Below are 14,476 nucleotides of genomic sequence, written 5' to 3' on the forward strand. Positions count from 1 at the left end.
TTCTTTGCGCGGCGCTGGCGCGGCCGCGCCGACCGGGGCGGGCCGTGGCGGCGCCGTCCCACTCGCTAGGTGTAGATCTTCTCAAGACGCATCCCAAAGTCGCAGACCACCTCGTAGTTAATCGTGTTGCGCAGCGACGCCATCTCGTCCGCCCCGATGCGCTCGTCACCGTCCTCGCCGATGACGGTGACCACGTCGCCGTACTCGACGGGACGGGAGGGCCGGTAGGCTCGCGCGCTGTTCACGTCCACCGCGAACATGAACTGGTCCATGCAGATGTTGCCGACCTGGCGGCAGCGCGCGCCCCCCACGAGCACGTCCATGCTGTTCGAGAGCTCTCGCGCGAGCCCGTCGGCATAGCCGATGGGCACCGTGGCGACCTGAATGTTCTTCTTTGGCACTCGATAGGTGAGGCCGTAGCCGACCCCGTCGCCCACGTTGGGGTAGATCACGCGGACCACGCGACCCCGCACGCTCATGACCGGCTCGAGGTCAATCATCGGGCGGGTCGCGTCGGCGGGGTGCAGGCCGTAGAGCCCGACCCCCACGCGACACATGTCGAAGTGGCACTCGGGGTGCAGGACGGTGCCCGGGGTGTTGTCGCAGTGCACGAGACCCGTGTCGAGCCCCGCCCCGCGCAGCGCCGCCACCACCTCGCGGAAGCGGTTGAGCTGCAGGGCAAAGTCCCAGTCGTCGAGCGTGTCGGCCGTCGCAAAGTGCGTGAAGGTGCCCGCGCACTCGAGGCCGCGGTGGAAGTCGATCGTACGCCGCAGCTCGACGGCGTCCTGGCGCCGCACGCCGATGCGCGTCATGCCCGTGTCGACGGCAAGGTGGTAGCGCGCGACCCTTCCCCTCGCCGCCGCGGCCTCGCCAAGGGCGAGGGCGAAGTCGGCGGTGTAGACCGCCGGCATGAGATCGTGCTCCACGAGGGTCCCCACGCAGTCGACGGGAGGCTCCGAGAGCACGAGAACGGGCCACTCGATGCCCGCCTCGCGCAGCGCGACCCCCTCGGAGACCGTCGCCACGGCGAACTGGCTCGCCCCCGCGGCGTGCATGGTCTTTGCGCAGGGGACGGCGCCATGCCCGTACGCGTCGGCCTTGATGACGCACATCATCTGCACGCCGCGCCCGAGCCGGCGCCTGAACGCCGACGTGTTCCTTCTCAGCGCGGCGAGGTTGACCTCGACCCAGGACCACCTTGTCGCGGGGCTCGTGACCCTGTCCATTGCAGCCTCCCTGCCCGACTAGTCGCGACCAGCCTCATCGGAATACATCACGTGCTCCTCCACGGCGTCCGCGGCGAGGCCGATCACGTCGATGACGTCCGTCGCCATGACCGCGCGCGAGCCGACGCGCTCCGCGGCGAGCGAGCCCGCATAGCCGTGCACCTCGCACACATAGGATGCGAGAAGGGCGAGGTCGGCCTCCTCCCCGGCACGCTGCGCCAGCGCCGACGCCATCATGCCGGCGAGCACGTCGCCGGAGCCCGCCGTCGCGAGCGAAGCGGGGCCGGGCTTGGGCAGGATGGCGCGCTCGACGCTCACGCAGCCCGTTGCCGTCCCCTTGGAGACCACCACGAGCTCGGACCCCCCGTCGGACCACACGATCCTGCGCGCGGCCTCGAGCTGCGCGACGAGCGAGTCGGGCGCCGCGTCCGCGGCCCCGACCAGTCGACCGAGCTCGTGGCGGTGCGGGGTGAGCACGAGGGGCATGCGCCTGCGGGTGATCTCGGGGAAGTCGGGCAGCGACCCGTTGGTGAGGCGCGAGAGGCAGTTGAGGCCGTCGGCGTCGACGACGAGGGGAACGTCGGCCTCGAGCAGCGCCGAGACGATGGAGGCGGTCCCGCCCGTGACGCGCATCCCCGGCCCCACGAGCACGGCGGACGCCCGCTCGGCGAGCCTGAGGACCACGTCGCGCGCCTCCGCCGAGAACGCGCCCTCCGCGTCCTCGGGCAGCGGGACCACGGGTACCTCGAGGAGGTGGGCCTGTGCGGCGTATGCCGCCGATGCGGGGACGGCGAGCGTCACGTAGCCGGCCCCCATGCGCGCCGCCGCGCGCGCCGCCATGACCGCGGCGCCCGGGAAGCGGCGCGAGCCGCCGACCACGAGCACCGAGCCGCGGGTGAACTTGTCGACCGCCTGGCTCGCGGGACGCAGCGCCCCGAGGTAGTCGGCGAGGTCCGTGCGCCACGCGACGGGATCCGCGTCCACCACGAGACGCTCGGTCTGCTCGGCGAGCGGGGCCACGACGATGGCGCCGCAGACGTCGCGCCCGTCGTCGGCGAGGAGGCCCGGCTTGAGCGCAAGCATGGTGACGGTCATGTCCGCGACCGCGCAGTCCTTGGCGGCGTGCCCGGTCTGCGCGGAGAGTCCGCTCGGGACGTCAACGGAGATCACCTGCGCGGAGCAGGCGTTCACGCACTGGATCCAGATGTCGAACGGCGCGCGAACCTCGCCGTGGAAGCCCGTCCCCAGCATGCAGTCGAGCACGACGTCTGAGGTGGCGAGCAGGCACTCGAGCTCGTCGCGCGCGGGGCCGACCACGGGGTCGATGCCTGAACGGACCGCGCTCTGCGCCACCTGCCGCGCAAGGTCGCCCGCGATCTCGTCGGGGCTCACCGGCGTCACCACGGTGACGTTGGCGCCGTGGGTCTTGAGGGCCTCGGCGGCAACCCATCCGTCGCCGCCGTTGTTGCCAAGCCCCGCGAGCACCACGACGTTGTCGACGTCACCGAGCTCGAGCACCTCCTGCGCGGCGGCACAGCCGGCACGGTGCATGAGCTCGGAGACGCTCACCCCCTCGCGGGTGAGGGCCACCTCGACGCACTTGACGTCTTCGATGTTGAGTACGGGCTGCATCTTCTACTCCTTAGCGGATGATTTGCTGACATCGTATGCGGAGAGGCCGTCGAGCTCCGCCTCCTGGACGCGCTCGAGCTCGTCAAGCACCGCCCGCGCCTCCTTGAACGACACGGCGAGGGCGCGCGCGGCGTCGTCGCGCGTCGCGGGCGCGGGGCGCACGTCATCGGTGACGGCCAGGGCGTTCGCCACGGCGACCTCGCGCGTGTGCGAGATGGAGAGCGCGATCTCGCGCACCCCACGCTCTCGCGCAATCTGGGCCGCGCGACCCGTGAGCAGCGCCTGCGGCCTGCCGGCGGCGTCACGGGTGACCGACACGTCCCGCAGGCCCACGCCCCCCGAGAACCCCGTCCCGAGCGCCTTGAGCACCGCCTCGCGCGCCGCGAAGCGCGCGGCGTAGTGCTCGGCCGGCCGGGCACTCGCGTCACAGTAGGCGCGCTCCTCCTCCGTGAACACCCTTCGGACGAAGTTGGGGCGCCGTCGCATCACCTGCTCCATGCGCTCGATCTCGAGCATGTCCACGCCGATTCCCGCAGTTCCCATGGCTACTCCACCGTGACCGACTTGGCTAGGTTGCGGGGCTTGTCCACGTCGCAGCCGCGCAACCGGGCGACGTAGCGCGCGAGCATCTGCAGGTGCACGACCGCGACGATGGGCACGAGCAGCTCGTCGGGAGCGGCCGGTATCCACAGCACGTGCTCCACAAGCGATGCCACCGACTCGTCACCGTCCGTCGCGACGGCGACGCACGTCGCGCCGCGGGCGATGACCTCCTGGATGTTGGAGACCGTCTTGTCGTGCACGCGGTCCTCCGGAACGATGGCCACCACGGGAAACCCGGGCTCGAGCAGCGCGATGGGGCCGTGCTTCATCTCGCCCGCCGGATAGGCCTCCGCATGCAGGTAGCTGATCTCCTTGAGCTTGAGCGCGCCCTCGTAGGCGGTCGTCGCGTTGACGCCACGACCCAGGAACAGGGCCGAGTGGGCGCGGCGGAAGACGGCCGCGGCGCGCTTGTCCTGCCACGAGCGCGAGATGACCTCGCGGATGAGGTCGGGGAGGGCGCACAGGTCGCGGTAGTGGCGCTCGGCCTCCTCATGCCCCATCGCGCCGCGCGCCTCGGCGAGGCGCAGCGCGAGCAGCGCGCTCGCCACCATCTGGGCGGTGTAGGCCTTCGTGGAGGCGACGCACACCTCGGGGCCGGCCTGCACGTAGAGCACGCCGTCGGACTCGCGCGCCGCCGTGGATCCCAAGACGTTGGTGATGGCGAAGACCTTGCAGCCCATCCCCCTCATGCGACGCGCCGCCGTAAGGGTGTCCGCCGTCTCCCCCGACTGCGTGATGACCACGCAGAGGGTGTTCGGCGTCACGAGCACGTCGCGTTCGTAGTTGAACTCAGAGGCGTAGTCGCAGACCACGGGCACGTGCGCCCACGTCTGGATGAGGGTCCGCGCGATGAGGCCCACGTGGTACGAGGTCCCACAGGCGATGAGATAGACGCGGTCGATGGCGGCGAGCTCCTCACGAGAGAGCGCGAGCTCGTCGAGAAGGACCCCGCGACTCCCCATGCGTCCCGTCAGCAGGCGCTCAATGGCCTCGGGCTGCTCGGCGATCTCCTTGGCCATGAAGTCCGCGTAGCCGCCGAGGGTCGCCGCCGACGCGTCCCAGTCTATGTCCATCGAGGAGGGGGCGCCCACCTCGACTCCGTGCTCGTCGAAGACGCTCACGCGCCCGGTCTGCTCGAGCCGGGCCACCTGCCCGTTCTCGAGCTGGATGACGTGGGACGTCACGCTCGCGAGCGGGGTGACGTCGGAGGCGGCATAGGCGCCGTCCGAGGTCGATGCCACGACGAGCGGGGAGCCGTTGCGCGCGCACACGATCTGTCCCGGCGCGTCCGCGCACACCACGGCGAGCGCCCAGGACCCCTCGAGCCGGCCGACCGCGCTCCTGACCGCGCCCACCAGATCGCCGCGCGAGGGGCCCTCCCAGGCGTCCTCGATGAGGTGGGCGATCACCTCGGAGTCAGTCTCGGAGACGAGCTCGTGACCGTTGCGGCGAAGGTAGCCGCGCAGCTCGCGAAAGTTCTCGATGATGCCGTTGTGCACGACGGAGATGCGTCCGGAGCAGTCACGGTGCGGATGGGAGTTTCGTTCGGTCGGGGCGCCGTGGGTCGCCCAGCGCGTGTGCGCGATGCCGGTGGTGCCCACGAGGTTCGCCGTCTCGCAGCGCTCGACGAGAGCGGAGACGCGACCAGCGCACTTGACGCCGTGCAGGGCCCCGTCGGTGCCCACCACCTCGACTCCCGCCGAGTCGTACCCTCGGTACTCGAGGGTCTTGAGCCCCTCGAGGAGGTAGCCCACCGCTTGGTTCGGGCCGGTATAGCCAACGATGCCGCACATGCGGACCTCCTCGAGACTGGTGCGTTTGAGCTGTGCGAAGTCACGTGCCCTGATTGTAGCAGTGCACCCGCGCGGGGCCGGGCGCGGCCCCGCCGAGCCGCGACGCGTCGTAGCGGCTCGGCGGGGCGCCGCGGCCGGGGCCCTAGGCCCGGTGCGGCTCGAGCGCCCTGAGGACGAAGGCGTTCGCCTCGCGGCAGAGCTCCTCGGTGGGCGCCTCGGCGAGCGTCCTGACGAGCGGCTCGGTGCCCGAGGCGCGCACGAGGACGCGCCCGCGGCCGGCGAGGAACTCCTCCGCCTGCCGGGCGGCGGCGAGCACCGCCTCGTCGGACATGGCGGCATCCTTGTCCCCCACGCGAACGTTGACGAGCTCCTGCGGGTAGAGCTTGACCGGGGCGCACAGCTGTGAGAGCGTCTCGCGCTCCGCCCGGATGACCTCCATGACGCGCAGGGACGTCATGATGCCGTCTCCGGTGCACTCGATGTCGCCAAAGATGACGTGCCCCGACTGCTCCCCGCCGAGGCTGTAGCCGTTCTCGCGCATGCAGGCATAGACGTTCTTGTCGCCCACGGCGGTCGTCTCGTAGGAGAGGCGGGCGTCGTCGAAGGCCTTGAACAGCCCGTAGTTGCTCATGACCGTCGGCACCACCGTGCCCGCCGTGAGGCGTCCGTGCTTGTTGAGGTAGACGCCGCAGACGTAGAGGATGAGGTCGCCATCGACCACGTTACCGCGCTCGTCCACCGCGATGCAGCGGTCGGCGTCGCCGTCATAGGCGAACCCGACGTCAAGCCCCTGCTCGACCACGTGGCGGCGCAGGCGGTCGATGTGGGTCGAGCCGCAGTCGACGTTGATGTTGAAGCCGTTGGGGCTGTTGTTGATCACGCGCACGTCGGCGCCGAGGGCGTCGAACACGGGCTTCGCCACGGAGGACGCCGCCCCGTTGGCGCAGTCGAGGCCGACCTTGACGCCCTGGAGGGAGAAGTTCGCGCTCGCGATGAGGTGGGCGATGTAGCGATTGCGGCCCTGCATGTAGTCGACCGTGCAGCCGATGGCGTCACCCGTGGCGAGCGGCACCTCCGTCTTTCCGTCGATGTAGTCCTCGATGAGCTCGAGGACGTCCTCGTCCATCTTGTAGCCCTCGCTGTTGACGAGCTTGATCCCGTTGTCGGTGTAGGGGTTGTGGGACGCGGTGATCATGACTCCGCAGTCAAACGCGCCGTCGACGACCTCGTAGGAGACGCCGGGCGTGGGGATGACGTGAAGCATGTACGCGTCCGCGCCCGAGGCCACGAGACCCGAGACGAGGGCGGACTCGAACATGTAGCTCGAGCGGCGCGTGTCCTTGCCAATGATCACGCGCGCCTTCCTCTGCTGGCGGGCGCCGTAGTACCAGCCGACAAACCGCCCGATCTTGAACGCGTGCTCGACGTTGAGGCCCTCGTTGGCCACTCCGCGGAAGCCGTCGGTGCCAAAGTACTTCATGCGTGTCCCCTTCTCGCGAGTGCGTGTGAGCGGCATACGCATTCATCCTACTCTCGCCCGCATTTCATCGCGCCAGGCGTTACCCATTTACAAAAAAGAACCCGCCGGCGGGGCCGACGGGCTCGAGGGTGCCATGTGGCGAGCGACTAGCGCTTGGAGAACTGCGGGCGCTTGCGGGCCTTCTTGAGGCCGTACTTCTTGCGCTCGACCGCACGCGGGTCACGCGTGAGGTAGCCAGCCTTCTTGAGGTCCTCGCGGTACTCGCCGGCGTCGAGAAGGGCGCGGGCGATGCCGAGGCGCAGCGCGCCGGCCTGGCCGGTGATGCCGCCGCCATCGCACTTGGCGAGAACGTCAAAGCGCTCGGCGGTCTCGGTCACGCGCAGCGGGGCGACAGCGTTGTCGACGAGCTGCTGACGGCCGAAGTACTGCGCGGCCTCGCGGCCGTTCACAACGACCTTGCCGGTGCCGGGGACAAGACGGACGCGGGCGACGGCCTCCTTGCGGCGACCGGTGCCGGTGTAAACAACGGTGTTCTCAGCCATCGGTTAGGCCCTCCAATCGATCTGGACGGGGTTCTGGGCCGTGTGCGGGTGCTCGGGGCCGGCGTAGACCTTGAGCTTGGTGCCCTGCTTGCGGCCGAGGGTGGTCTTGGGGAGCATGCCCTTGATGGCGTGCTCGACGACGCGCTCGGGGTGCTTCTCCATAGCCTCGCGGAAGCTCTCGAGCTTGAGGCCTCCGAGGTAGCCGGAGTAGCGCCAGTACTGCTTGTGGTCGGCCTTGACGCCCGTCAGGACGACCTTGTCGGCGTTGATGACGACCACGAAGTCGCCGGTGTCGGCATTGGGGGTGAACTGCGGCTTGTTCTTGCCACGCAGAATCATGGCAGCCGTGGTGGCAAGGCGGCCGAGCGTGGCGCCCTCAGCGTCGATGAGCACCCACTTGCGCTCGATCTCGCCGGCCTTGGCGAACTGAGTCGACTTCTTCACTTGACTCCTCCTACGTACCTACGTGATGGCGGCTTCTGGACAAACCGCCGCGCTTTTGTATCAGAGATTACGGGGCTCTGTGGAAAAGCTGTAAGAGTATAGCTCATCACTCCCGCGCTGAGCTGGTGAATTTTTCTTCCACAAGCCGTTCAAATGCAGCCGTGCCCCTCGCCCCGCGCCGGGGCCTGCCGAGAAGGGCGTCAGGCCCAAAGGGTCACCTCCTGCGCACCTTCCCCCACGTCCGAGCGCGCAAAGCGGACGCTCACGCGCGGAGCGCCGTGGACGCCGGCCACCATCGAGGCCAGCGCGCGCTCCTCGGTCGGCGCAAAGGTCTCGATCGAGGGAGCCTCCTCGAAGAGCCACACGGCCTCGCCCTCCGCCGGCTCCTCGGCGAGAAACGCCGCGCGGGATGCCACCTCGCGCGCTGCAAGCGCGCGCCCGGCGCAGCGTGCCTCCACGGTCGCGGGGCGTGCCTCCACCCGCGCGCGCATGGTCGTCACCCTGAGCGCGTCGTAGCCCTCGTAGCCGCCCGTCGACGCCTCGGCGAGAAGGACCAGCCGCCCCGGCTCCCGACGCATACGGAAGACGGTCTCGACATGGCCGCCGTAGGAGACGTCGTCCATGAGGCCGTAGCCCTCGACCCACCTCGCGCGGTTCTCGATCGAGGACCCGCCGTCCTCGTAGAGCACGTAGCGGCTCTCGCGGGCGCCGCCGTCCGGGGCGGGGCCCTCCGGCCAGAAGTCAATCACGCGACGCGTCCTGTCGAGCCCGCGCGGGTTCTTCTCGCCGGGCGGCATGGGGTTGTTGTGCGCCTCGTAGCACGGAACGATCGCACCTCCGCGCACGAAGAGGGGCAGCTTCCAGAGCGGCGCGTCAAAGCCGTCGAGCGTCTGCCCGCCAGCGTGGCGCTCCCCGGTGAAGTAGTCGAACCAGACGTCCTTCTCGCCGCCAGGCAGGTAGATACCGTCACGGACGTCGTTGCCGAGCTCGTCCGCGCGCGTGCTTCGCCACACCGGGGCCACGAGCAGGGCGTCACCGAGAAGGAACTCGTAGTTTGCCGCCTCGGGCGCCAGGTCCTCGCAGCCCGCGAGCGCAAGCGGCCGCACCATGGGCAGCCACGCGTCGCCGTTGGCGTCCGAGAGGCCCGCCGCCGCAGCCGCGCAGGTGTAGGCGTAGGGCATGAGCTCGCTCTTGAGCTTGAGGTACATGCGGCAGATGCCCGTGTGGGGATCGCCGTTCGCGTAGGGTAGCTTGGCGTAGGTGCCCCAGCCGTCCATGTCCAGGACGACGGGCGTGAGCGCCTTCCACTGGAAGTCGCGCGTGGCCACGACCGGGTCCCCGCCGAAGATGCCGTCCAGATCCGACGCCACGTTGGGGTTGCCCGACATCCCCTGCCCCAGGTAGGTGGGGATGTGCATGCGGACGTACTCCCAGTCCGTGCCGTCCTGGTCACCAGACCACACCGCGCCAAAGCGCTGCGTGGCGGCCCAACCGTCGAGCGTGAGGACGAAGGGGCGCCGGCGCGCGTCCAGGCTCAGGATGTCGTAGGCCTGCTTGGTGCCGGAGAGGGCGAAGGAGTAGCCCAGGCCCACCCACTCCTCGTCGGTCTTGAGGGCGCTGACCCCGCCGCGCGTGGTCTCGGCGGCGAAGTCACGCAGGTTGTGCCAGGTCACGTCCGGGTTTGCGTCCGGCGTGATCTTGGACTGGGCCCACAGGCCCGTGGCCACGCCGCGCTCCGCCGCGTAGGTGGAGAAGGCGGCGAGGTTGTCGACGTTTGCCGCCACCGCCGCAAGGCGCTCCGGCGAGCTGGCGCCGCCCGCGTCCACGCCGCCCGTCATCTCGTAGCCGTTGTGCCCGTAGCCCGAGCCGTAGCCGTCGTTGGGCAGAAACCAGCCGAGCGGCATGTCGTGGGCGGCGTGCTCGTCGATCACCGCGCGCGCCGAGAACTCGTACGGCGTCTCGCAGGAGAACCCGCCGGCAGACTCGCGGAGCACCTCGTCCGGACCGTTGAGGGACTCGGCGACGCCGCGCCCCGGCAGCACGTAGCCGCGCACGCGCCCGTACTCGTAGCGCACGCGCCCCGCGCCGCCCGCTGGCCCGGAGCCGTGGACGACCCAGGCCTTGCCCTCGGCCGCGGGGCTCCCCGCCACGGTGCCGCGCGCCTCCTCCGCCAGCGGCTCGACAGACCACGCGTCACGGTTGTAGGCGTTGAGGTGCCCCAGGTAGAAGGCGTACTCGGGGAGAAGGACCGGCGCGCCCGTCACGCGGTAGTAGGCACGCAGCACGTCGCGCGCCGTCTCGGCGAGGCCGGCCGCGGGAACGCCGGCGCGCCCCGCCACAAGGAGGTACGCGTCAAAGAGCCCCTCCTGGTGCGTCGCGCGCACGTCCGGACCCGTGGCGGCAAAGTCGTAGACCCCGCGCGCGAAGGTGTTTCTCAGCACGCCGTAGCCCGCGCTCGACCAGAAGAAGGGGCTCGGCGAGGCCACGTCGCCGTCCTGCCACTCGTTGCCGTTGACCGGCGCGCTCACGATTCTCACGATCGAGCCCGCGTGCTCGGCGCGGCCGTTCTGCGTGCCGCCGCCAAAGAACTTCTCGCCGGGGACGCACGCCAGGACCTGCGTGGTTGAGTCCGCGCCCATCTGCAGGGGCGCCGTCTCGCGCAGGGCCACGCGCCCGTTGCGGCGCACGCTCAGCAGTGCGCCCGATCTGCCGAGAAGGACCTCGGTGCCTCCGGCGGCCACCACGAAGGCGCCACCCTCCTCGCACACGCGCACCGCGGGACGCGCGTAGCGCCGCGAATCGTCCGGCTGGGCCGGGATGCGCGCCGCGTGCTCCGGCGAGACGGGCTTCGCGTACGGCGCGAACGCGCCGGCGGGGTCAACCGTGTAGCGCACGACCCCCTCGTCGAGAAACGCGATGCGCCCCTCCACAACACGCGGAGCTGCGGGCGCGCCGCTCTTCTCGCCAGCCGCCCCGCCCCGCTCGAGGGCGGAAAACGTGACGACGGCCACGTTGGGCCGCAGCGGGTCCGGCGCGACCGAGGTCACGCCCGTCAGGGTGATGCCGCTCATGGGTGTCCCCTATTCTGCGCAGAGAAACGCGTCGATCTCCGCCAGGCGCGCCTCGGCCTGACGGCGGCCGGCAACGTAGAGCTTGAGGAGCGGCTCGCCCGAGCGCTCCGAGTTGCTGATGGTCACCGGCTCCTCCGGGGCGATGACGAGGCAGCGCCCCTCGGCCTCGAGCCCCCAGAGGAGCTCGCGCTGGGCGTTGTAGCGCTCGCCGCGCGTGGCAAGCGCCTCGAGGTAGTACGGGTAGGCGTCATAGAGGTGGGACTTCAGCGCAATGGCCTCGCTGCCGGCACCGCGCACGAAGCCACGGTCCTGCGTGAGCACCACGAGGGCGCGCTCCGCCGGGACGTGCCCCTCGACCTCGCGCGCTCCGGGCAGGCCCATCGCCGTCTCGAAGGGGATGGAGTCCGTGGTACCCCCGTCGAGGTAGCGCTTGCCGTCGATCTCCACGATGCGCGAGACCATGGGCAGGGAGGCCGACGCGCGGACGCGGTCGATGTCGTCGGGGAAGCGGTGCACGGGCAGGTAGTCGGGCGTGCCAAAGGTCACGTCGGACACCACCGCGTACATGGGCAGGTCGCTTGCGTTGAAGGTCTCCACGTCGCAGGGATCGATGTGGTTCTGGACCTCGTCATACATGAAGTCCGCGCCCGCCATGTTGCCCGTCGTGGCGAGCGACCACAGAGACATGAAGCGCTTGTCGTCGCGAAAGGCGAGCATGTCACGCATGGTACGGCCAATCTGACGCGAGCGGAAGTTGGACGCGTTGATGGCGCCGGCCGAGACGCCCCACACGCTGGAGAAGTCGTACATCCCGCGCTCCTGGAGCACGTCGAGCACGCCCGCCGTGAACAGGCCCCTGAACCCGCCGCCCTCGAGCACGAGCGCCGGCACGTTGGTCTTCTCGGTTGACATGGTGGCTCCTATCTTTAAGTCGTTGCATCTGAGAGCCGGTTACCGGATGCTTTGGTGCAATGCAGACTCTGGCGGGCAGGGACGCCGACATGGCAGTTGGGGCGCCGCGCGCGACCCCGCAGGGGAGAGTGGCGTCCCGCCCCACCCGGGCATTTCCGCGGATCAGCTGGATGAGGGGCCATGCGCCACCTCGGATCTCTTCTAGGAGGCTGCGGTCCCGGGTGACGCGGGCAGGCGGCCCGCCGCCCTGCGGCGGAGAGGAGGGGCGGACATGGTGTACGCCGGTGTGGACATCGCCAAGGTGGACCACGTGATAGGGGCCGTGGACGAGCGCGGCGAGGAGCAGGGCAAGCGGATGCCCTTCAAGAACAGCGCCGCCGGCTTCGAGCGGTGCGAGGCCTGGCTCGAGGGGGTGGCCGAGAGGCCCTCGGACGTCCTCGTCGGCATGGAGGCCACCGGGCACTACTGGATGGCGCTCTACGCCTTCCTGGTCTCGAGGGGCTACTCGGTCGCGGTGATCGACCCCGTGCAGGTGCGCGCCGTGCGCAGGCTGAAGGGGCTCGACAGGGTGAAGAACGACCGCGTGGACGCGGGCCTCATCGCCGAGACGCTGCGCATCGGCCAGTACGACCCGACGAGGCTCGCCACCGACGAGGTCCAGTCGCTGCGCTCGCTCACGCGATACCGGCAGTCGCTCAAGGCCGAGCTCGCCGAGGCGAAGACGCAGTGCCTGTGCCTGCTGGACTCCTACTTCCCGGAGCTCCCCGGGGCGTTCTCCGACGTGTTCGGGGCCGCCGGGCGCGCCGTGCTCTCCAGGAGCCCGCTGCCCTCCGAGCTCGCGCGCAGGCGCACGGACTCGCTGCAGCGCGACATCTCCGAGGCCGCGCGCGGCAGCAGGCGCATGGACGGCAAGGCCGCCGAGCTCAGGGCGCTCGCGAAGGGCTCCGTCGGCATCAGGCTCGGCGAGGCGGCGGCGTCGATGCAGGTGAGGTCGCTCGTGCGCCAGATGGACTTCCTCGACGCGGAGTGCGCCAAGTTCGACGCGCTCATCAGGGAGCTGCTGGAGAGGGTGGAGCCGCTCGTGCTCACCATCCCCGGCGTCTCCTACGCCACCGGCGCCCAGATCGTCGCCGAGATAGGCGACATCTCGCGCTTCCGCAACGCCCCCGCGCTCGTGAGCTACGCCGGGCTGAACTCCGGGGTGAACCAGTCCGGGAAGTTCGACAGCGGGGGCGGGCCCATCACCAAGCACGGGTCGCCCTACCTGAGGAGGGCCCTCTGGCTCGCGGCCAGCAGGGCCCGGCAGTACGACCCGTCCCTGCGCGCCTTCTACGAGAGGAAGCGCGCGGAGGGCAAGTGCCACCGGGTGGCCGTGACCGCCGTGGCGCGCAAGCTATGCCACATCGTGTTCGCGGTGATGCGGGACGGGGTCCCGTACGACCCGGCGAGGCCGGGCAGGGACCCCTCAAAGCATTCGGTATCCGGTTCTCAAGGTGCTGGTTCCGATGAATCTGGAAACGAGAAAAGCTAGCCCTCGGGTCTTGACTTCATATAGCTGGTCTCCCCTCGTCCGCGTTTTTCTCGGCACATTGTCGCACGGCCGGAGCGCTCGGAGCGAGGTGTGGCGCCCTTCGCCTCGTTTTCATGCAGAATCCTATTGCACTCCATGTAAGCAAGGAGGCAGAGCGGGGCTTTTCGGTTTTTGCGCGCTAGTCACTGGCGACGCGCCCGGCGGAGCCCCCTCACGTATCGGACGAGAGAGATTGCCGAAAGGGCAGTGGAGGTGGCCATCAGCGCCGCCCCTCCAACAAACCACCCGTTCGCAGTATCAAGAATTGATGAGACGTCAACTCGGGTATTCGACCACAGGATGAAGAGGAAGCAGAGGGACGAGAGGAAGAAACTCAGAGCAACAAGCAACATAGAGCGCTCTGACGGCCTCATCACGGCGGCAGCCAAGGCAAAGGCTATCGAGGCGATCCCCAGATACAGGGCAAGAACCATTGTCCAACCTCCGCTTCTCCGGCCGACCCACTTCTCACTCGCTGACGTTCTTCCGCCTAGGCAATCCTCTCGTACGCGCAGCTTAACTCGCGCATCTTCTCCGGAGCCAGATCGATCTCCCCGCCCGCCCAGCACACGACACCGTGAACAATCTCAAAGCGCGAAAAGGTCTCGCCCTCTTCCAAGGGGGCAAAGACGGGCATCTCCAGAAGGGGAGCCTCCCGGGAAAGCAAAGATGACATAAAAAGCCGGGGCCCATTCGGACCCCGGCACATGCGCGCAGGTGGAGGTGCGGAGAATCGAACTCCGGTCCAAAGCAGATCCCTGACAGGTGTCTCCAGGCTCAGTCGCCGGTTGGGTCTCGGAGGCCGCGCACCCGGTGACCCGCGCTTGGCCTCCCAGCCGGTTCGGTCTTAGCGCGCGGCATACCGGCTACGTCCGCGCGCGCATCTCCCTGAAATGACGTCGCCCCGGGAACGGGAGCGATCCCCGGTTTGACGCGCCGCTATCTAATTAAGCAGCGAGAGCCAGCTGAGGCTCGTAAGAGTTGTTGTCGTCAATTCAATTTGACGGTACCCCTGTTTAGCGTGGCGAGGAGACCACGGCCTGCTGCCCATCTCAGACCCACCCTGTCGAAACCAGTCACCCCCGGGTGGAATGGGAAGACTGCCACCATGCGGCTGTCAACGTACGGGCCGCTCACGCGACCGTGGGGTCATTCTACCCGTTTTTCTTGACGTCTAGGCACGGCGCGCAAAAGGGGCGGCCT

At 69.4% G+C, this 14,476-nt stretch carries 11 protein-coding genes and 1 other RNA gene; 1 reads left to right on the top strand and 11 read right to left on the bottom strand.

Annotated features, from left to right (window positions below):
- Positions 1 to 65 precede the first annotated feature (65 nt).
- From alr to BQ7106_RS06780, 9 genes are all read right to left on the bottom strand, one after another.
- Positions 66 to 1,226 (bottom strand): alanine racemase, encoded by a 1,161-nt coding sequence (gene alr, locus BQ7106_RS06740; RefSeq protein WP_072373355.1) that lies wholly within the window; start codon positions 1,224 to 1,226, stop codon positions 66 to 68.
- 18 nt (positions 1,227 to 1,244) lie between these two features.
- The gene (locus BQ7106_RS06745) at positions 1,245 to 2,858 is read right to left on the bottom strand and encodes a bifunctional ADP-dependent NAD(P)H-hydrate dehydratase/NAD(P)H-hydrate epimerase (protein ID WP_072373360.1); all 1,614 of its coding nucleotides are present in this window, start codon (positions 2,856 to 2,858) and stop codon (positions 1,245 to 1,247) included.
- Positions 2,859 to 2,861: 3 nt separating this feature from the next.
- A complete protein-coding gene (gene acpS, locus BQ7106_RS06750) occupies positions 2,862 to 3,401 on the bottom strand; it encodes a holo-ACP synthase (protein ID WP_072373363.1) in 540 nt (179 codons plus the stop codon).
- A 2-nt stretch (positions 3,402 to 3,403) separates the two neighbouring features.
- Positions 3,404 to 5,254, bottom strand: a complete 1,851-nt coding sequence (glmS, locus tag BQ7106_RS06755) for a glutamine--fructose-6-phosphate transaminase (isomerizing) (protein ID WP_072373367.1) — start codon at positions 5,252 to 5,254, stop codon at positions 3,404 to 3,406.
- A gap of 142 nt (positions 5,255 to 5,396) precedes the next feature.
- Positions 5,397 to 6,734, bottom strand: a complete 1,338-nt coding sequence (gene glmM, locus BQ7106_RS06760) for a phosphoglucosamine mutase (protein WP_072373370.1) — start codon at positions 6,732 to 6,734, stop codon at positions 5,397 to 5,399.
- A 146-nt stretch (positions 6,735 to 6,880) separates the two neighbouring features.
- Positions 6,881 to 7,276 (bottom strand): 30S ribosomal protein S9, encoded by a 396-nt coding sequence (rpsI, locus tag BQ7106_RS06765; protein ID WP_072373373.1) that lies wholly within the window; start codon positions 7,274 to 7,276, stop codon positions 6,881 to 6,883.
- Positions 7,277 to 7,279: 3 nt separating this feature from the next.
- Entirely contained in the window at positions 7,280 to 7,720 is a 441-nt protein-coding gene (gene rplM, locus BQ7106_RS06770; protein WP_072373376.1) for a 50S ribosomal protein L13, read from the bottom strand.
- Positions 7,721 to 7,920: 200 nt separating this feature from the next.
- Positions 7,921 to 10,791 (bottom strand): TIM-barrel domain-containing protein, encoded by a 2,871-nt coding sequence (locus BQ7106_RS06775; RefSeq protein ID WP_072373379.1) that lies wholly within the window; start codon positions 10,789 to 10,791, stop codon positions 7,921 to 7,923.
- 9 nt (positions 10,792 to 10,800) lie between these two features.
- Positions 10,801 to 11,703 (bottom strand): patatin-like phospholipase family protein, encoded by a 903-nt coding sequence (locus tag BQ7106_RS06780; RefSeq protein WP_072373382.1) that lies wholly within the window; start codon positions 11,701 to 11,703, stop codon positions 10,801 to 10,803.
- Between the two features lie 271 nt (positions 11,704 to 11,974).
- Here BQ7106_RS06780 and BQ7106_RS06785 point away from each other — a divergent pair, with 271 nt between their 5' ends.
- Positions 11,975 to 13,234 (top strand): IS110 family RNA-guided transposase, encoded by a 1,260-nt coding sequence (locus BQ7106_RS06785; RefSeq protein ID WP_072372501.1) that lies wholly within the window; start codon positions 11,975 to 11,977, stop codon positions 13,232 to 13,234.
- 182 nt (positions 13,235 to 13,416) lie between these two features.
- Here the strand turns inward: BQ7106_RS06785 and BQ7106_RS06790 are convergent, their stop codons facing one another.
- Positions 13,417 to 13,707, bottom strand: a complete 291-nt coding sequence (locus BQ7106_RS06790) for a hypothetical protein (RefSeq protein WP_072373385.1) — start codon at positions 13,705 to 13,707, stop codon at positions 13,417 to 13,419.
- A 281-nt stretch (positions 13,708 to 13,988) separates the two neighbouring features.
- Positions 13,989 to 14,357: a transfer-messenger RNA gene (gene ssrA / locus BQ7106_RS06795) on the bottom strand.
- Between the last annotated feature and the right edge of the window lie 119 nt (positions 14,358 to 14,476).

The sequence above is a fragment of the Thermophilibacter mediterraneus genome, assembly GCF_900119385.1.
In the GTDB taxonomy this organism is placed as follows: Bacteria; Actinomycetota; Coriobacteriia; order Coriobacteriales; family Atopobiaceae; genus Thermophilibacter; species Thermophilibacter mediterraneus.

Coding starts and splice junctions, on each gene's coding strand:
- alr (WP_072373355.1), bottom strand. CDS start 1,226: ATGGACAGGGTCACGAGCCCCGCGACAAGGTGGTCCTGGGTCGAGGTC.
- BQ7106_RS06745 (WP_072373360.1), bottom strand. CDS start 2,858: ATGCAGCCCGTACTCAACATCGAAGACGTCAAGTGCGTCGAGGTGGCC.
- acpS (WP_072373363.1), bottom strand. CDS start 3,401: ATGGGAACTGCGGGAATCGGCGTGGACATGCTCGAGATCGAGCGCATG.
- glmS (WP_072373367.1), bottom strand. CDS start 5,254: ATGTGCGGCATCGTTGGCTATACCGGCCCGAACCAAGCGGTGGGCTAC.
- glmM (WP_072373370.1), bottom strand. CDS start 6,734: ATGAAGTACTTTGGCACCGACGGCTTCCGCGGAGTGGCCAACGAGGGC.
- rpsI (WP_072373373.1), bottom strand. CDS start 7,276: ATGGCTGAGAACACCGTTGTTTACACCGGCACCGGTCGCCGCAAGGAG.
- BQ7106_RS06775 (WP_072373379.1), bottom strand. CDS start 10,791: ATGAGCGGCATCACCCTGACGGGCGTGACCTCGGTCGCGCCGGACCCG.
- BQ7106_RS06780 (WP_072373382.1), bottom strand. CDS start 11,703: ATGTCAACCGAGAAGACCAACGTGCCGGCGCTCGTGCTCGAGGGCGGC.
- BQ7106_RS06785 (WP_072372501.1), top strand. CDS start 11,975: ATGGTGTACGCCGGTGTGGACATCGCCAAGGTGGACCACGTGATAGGG.
- BQ7106_RS06790 (WP_072373385.1), bottom strand. CDS start 13,707: ATGGTTCTTGCCCTGTATCTGGGGATCGCCTCGATAGCCTTTGCCTTG.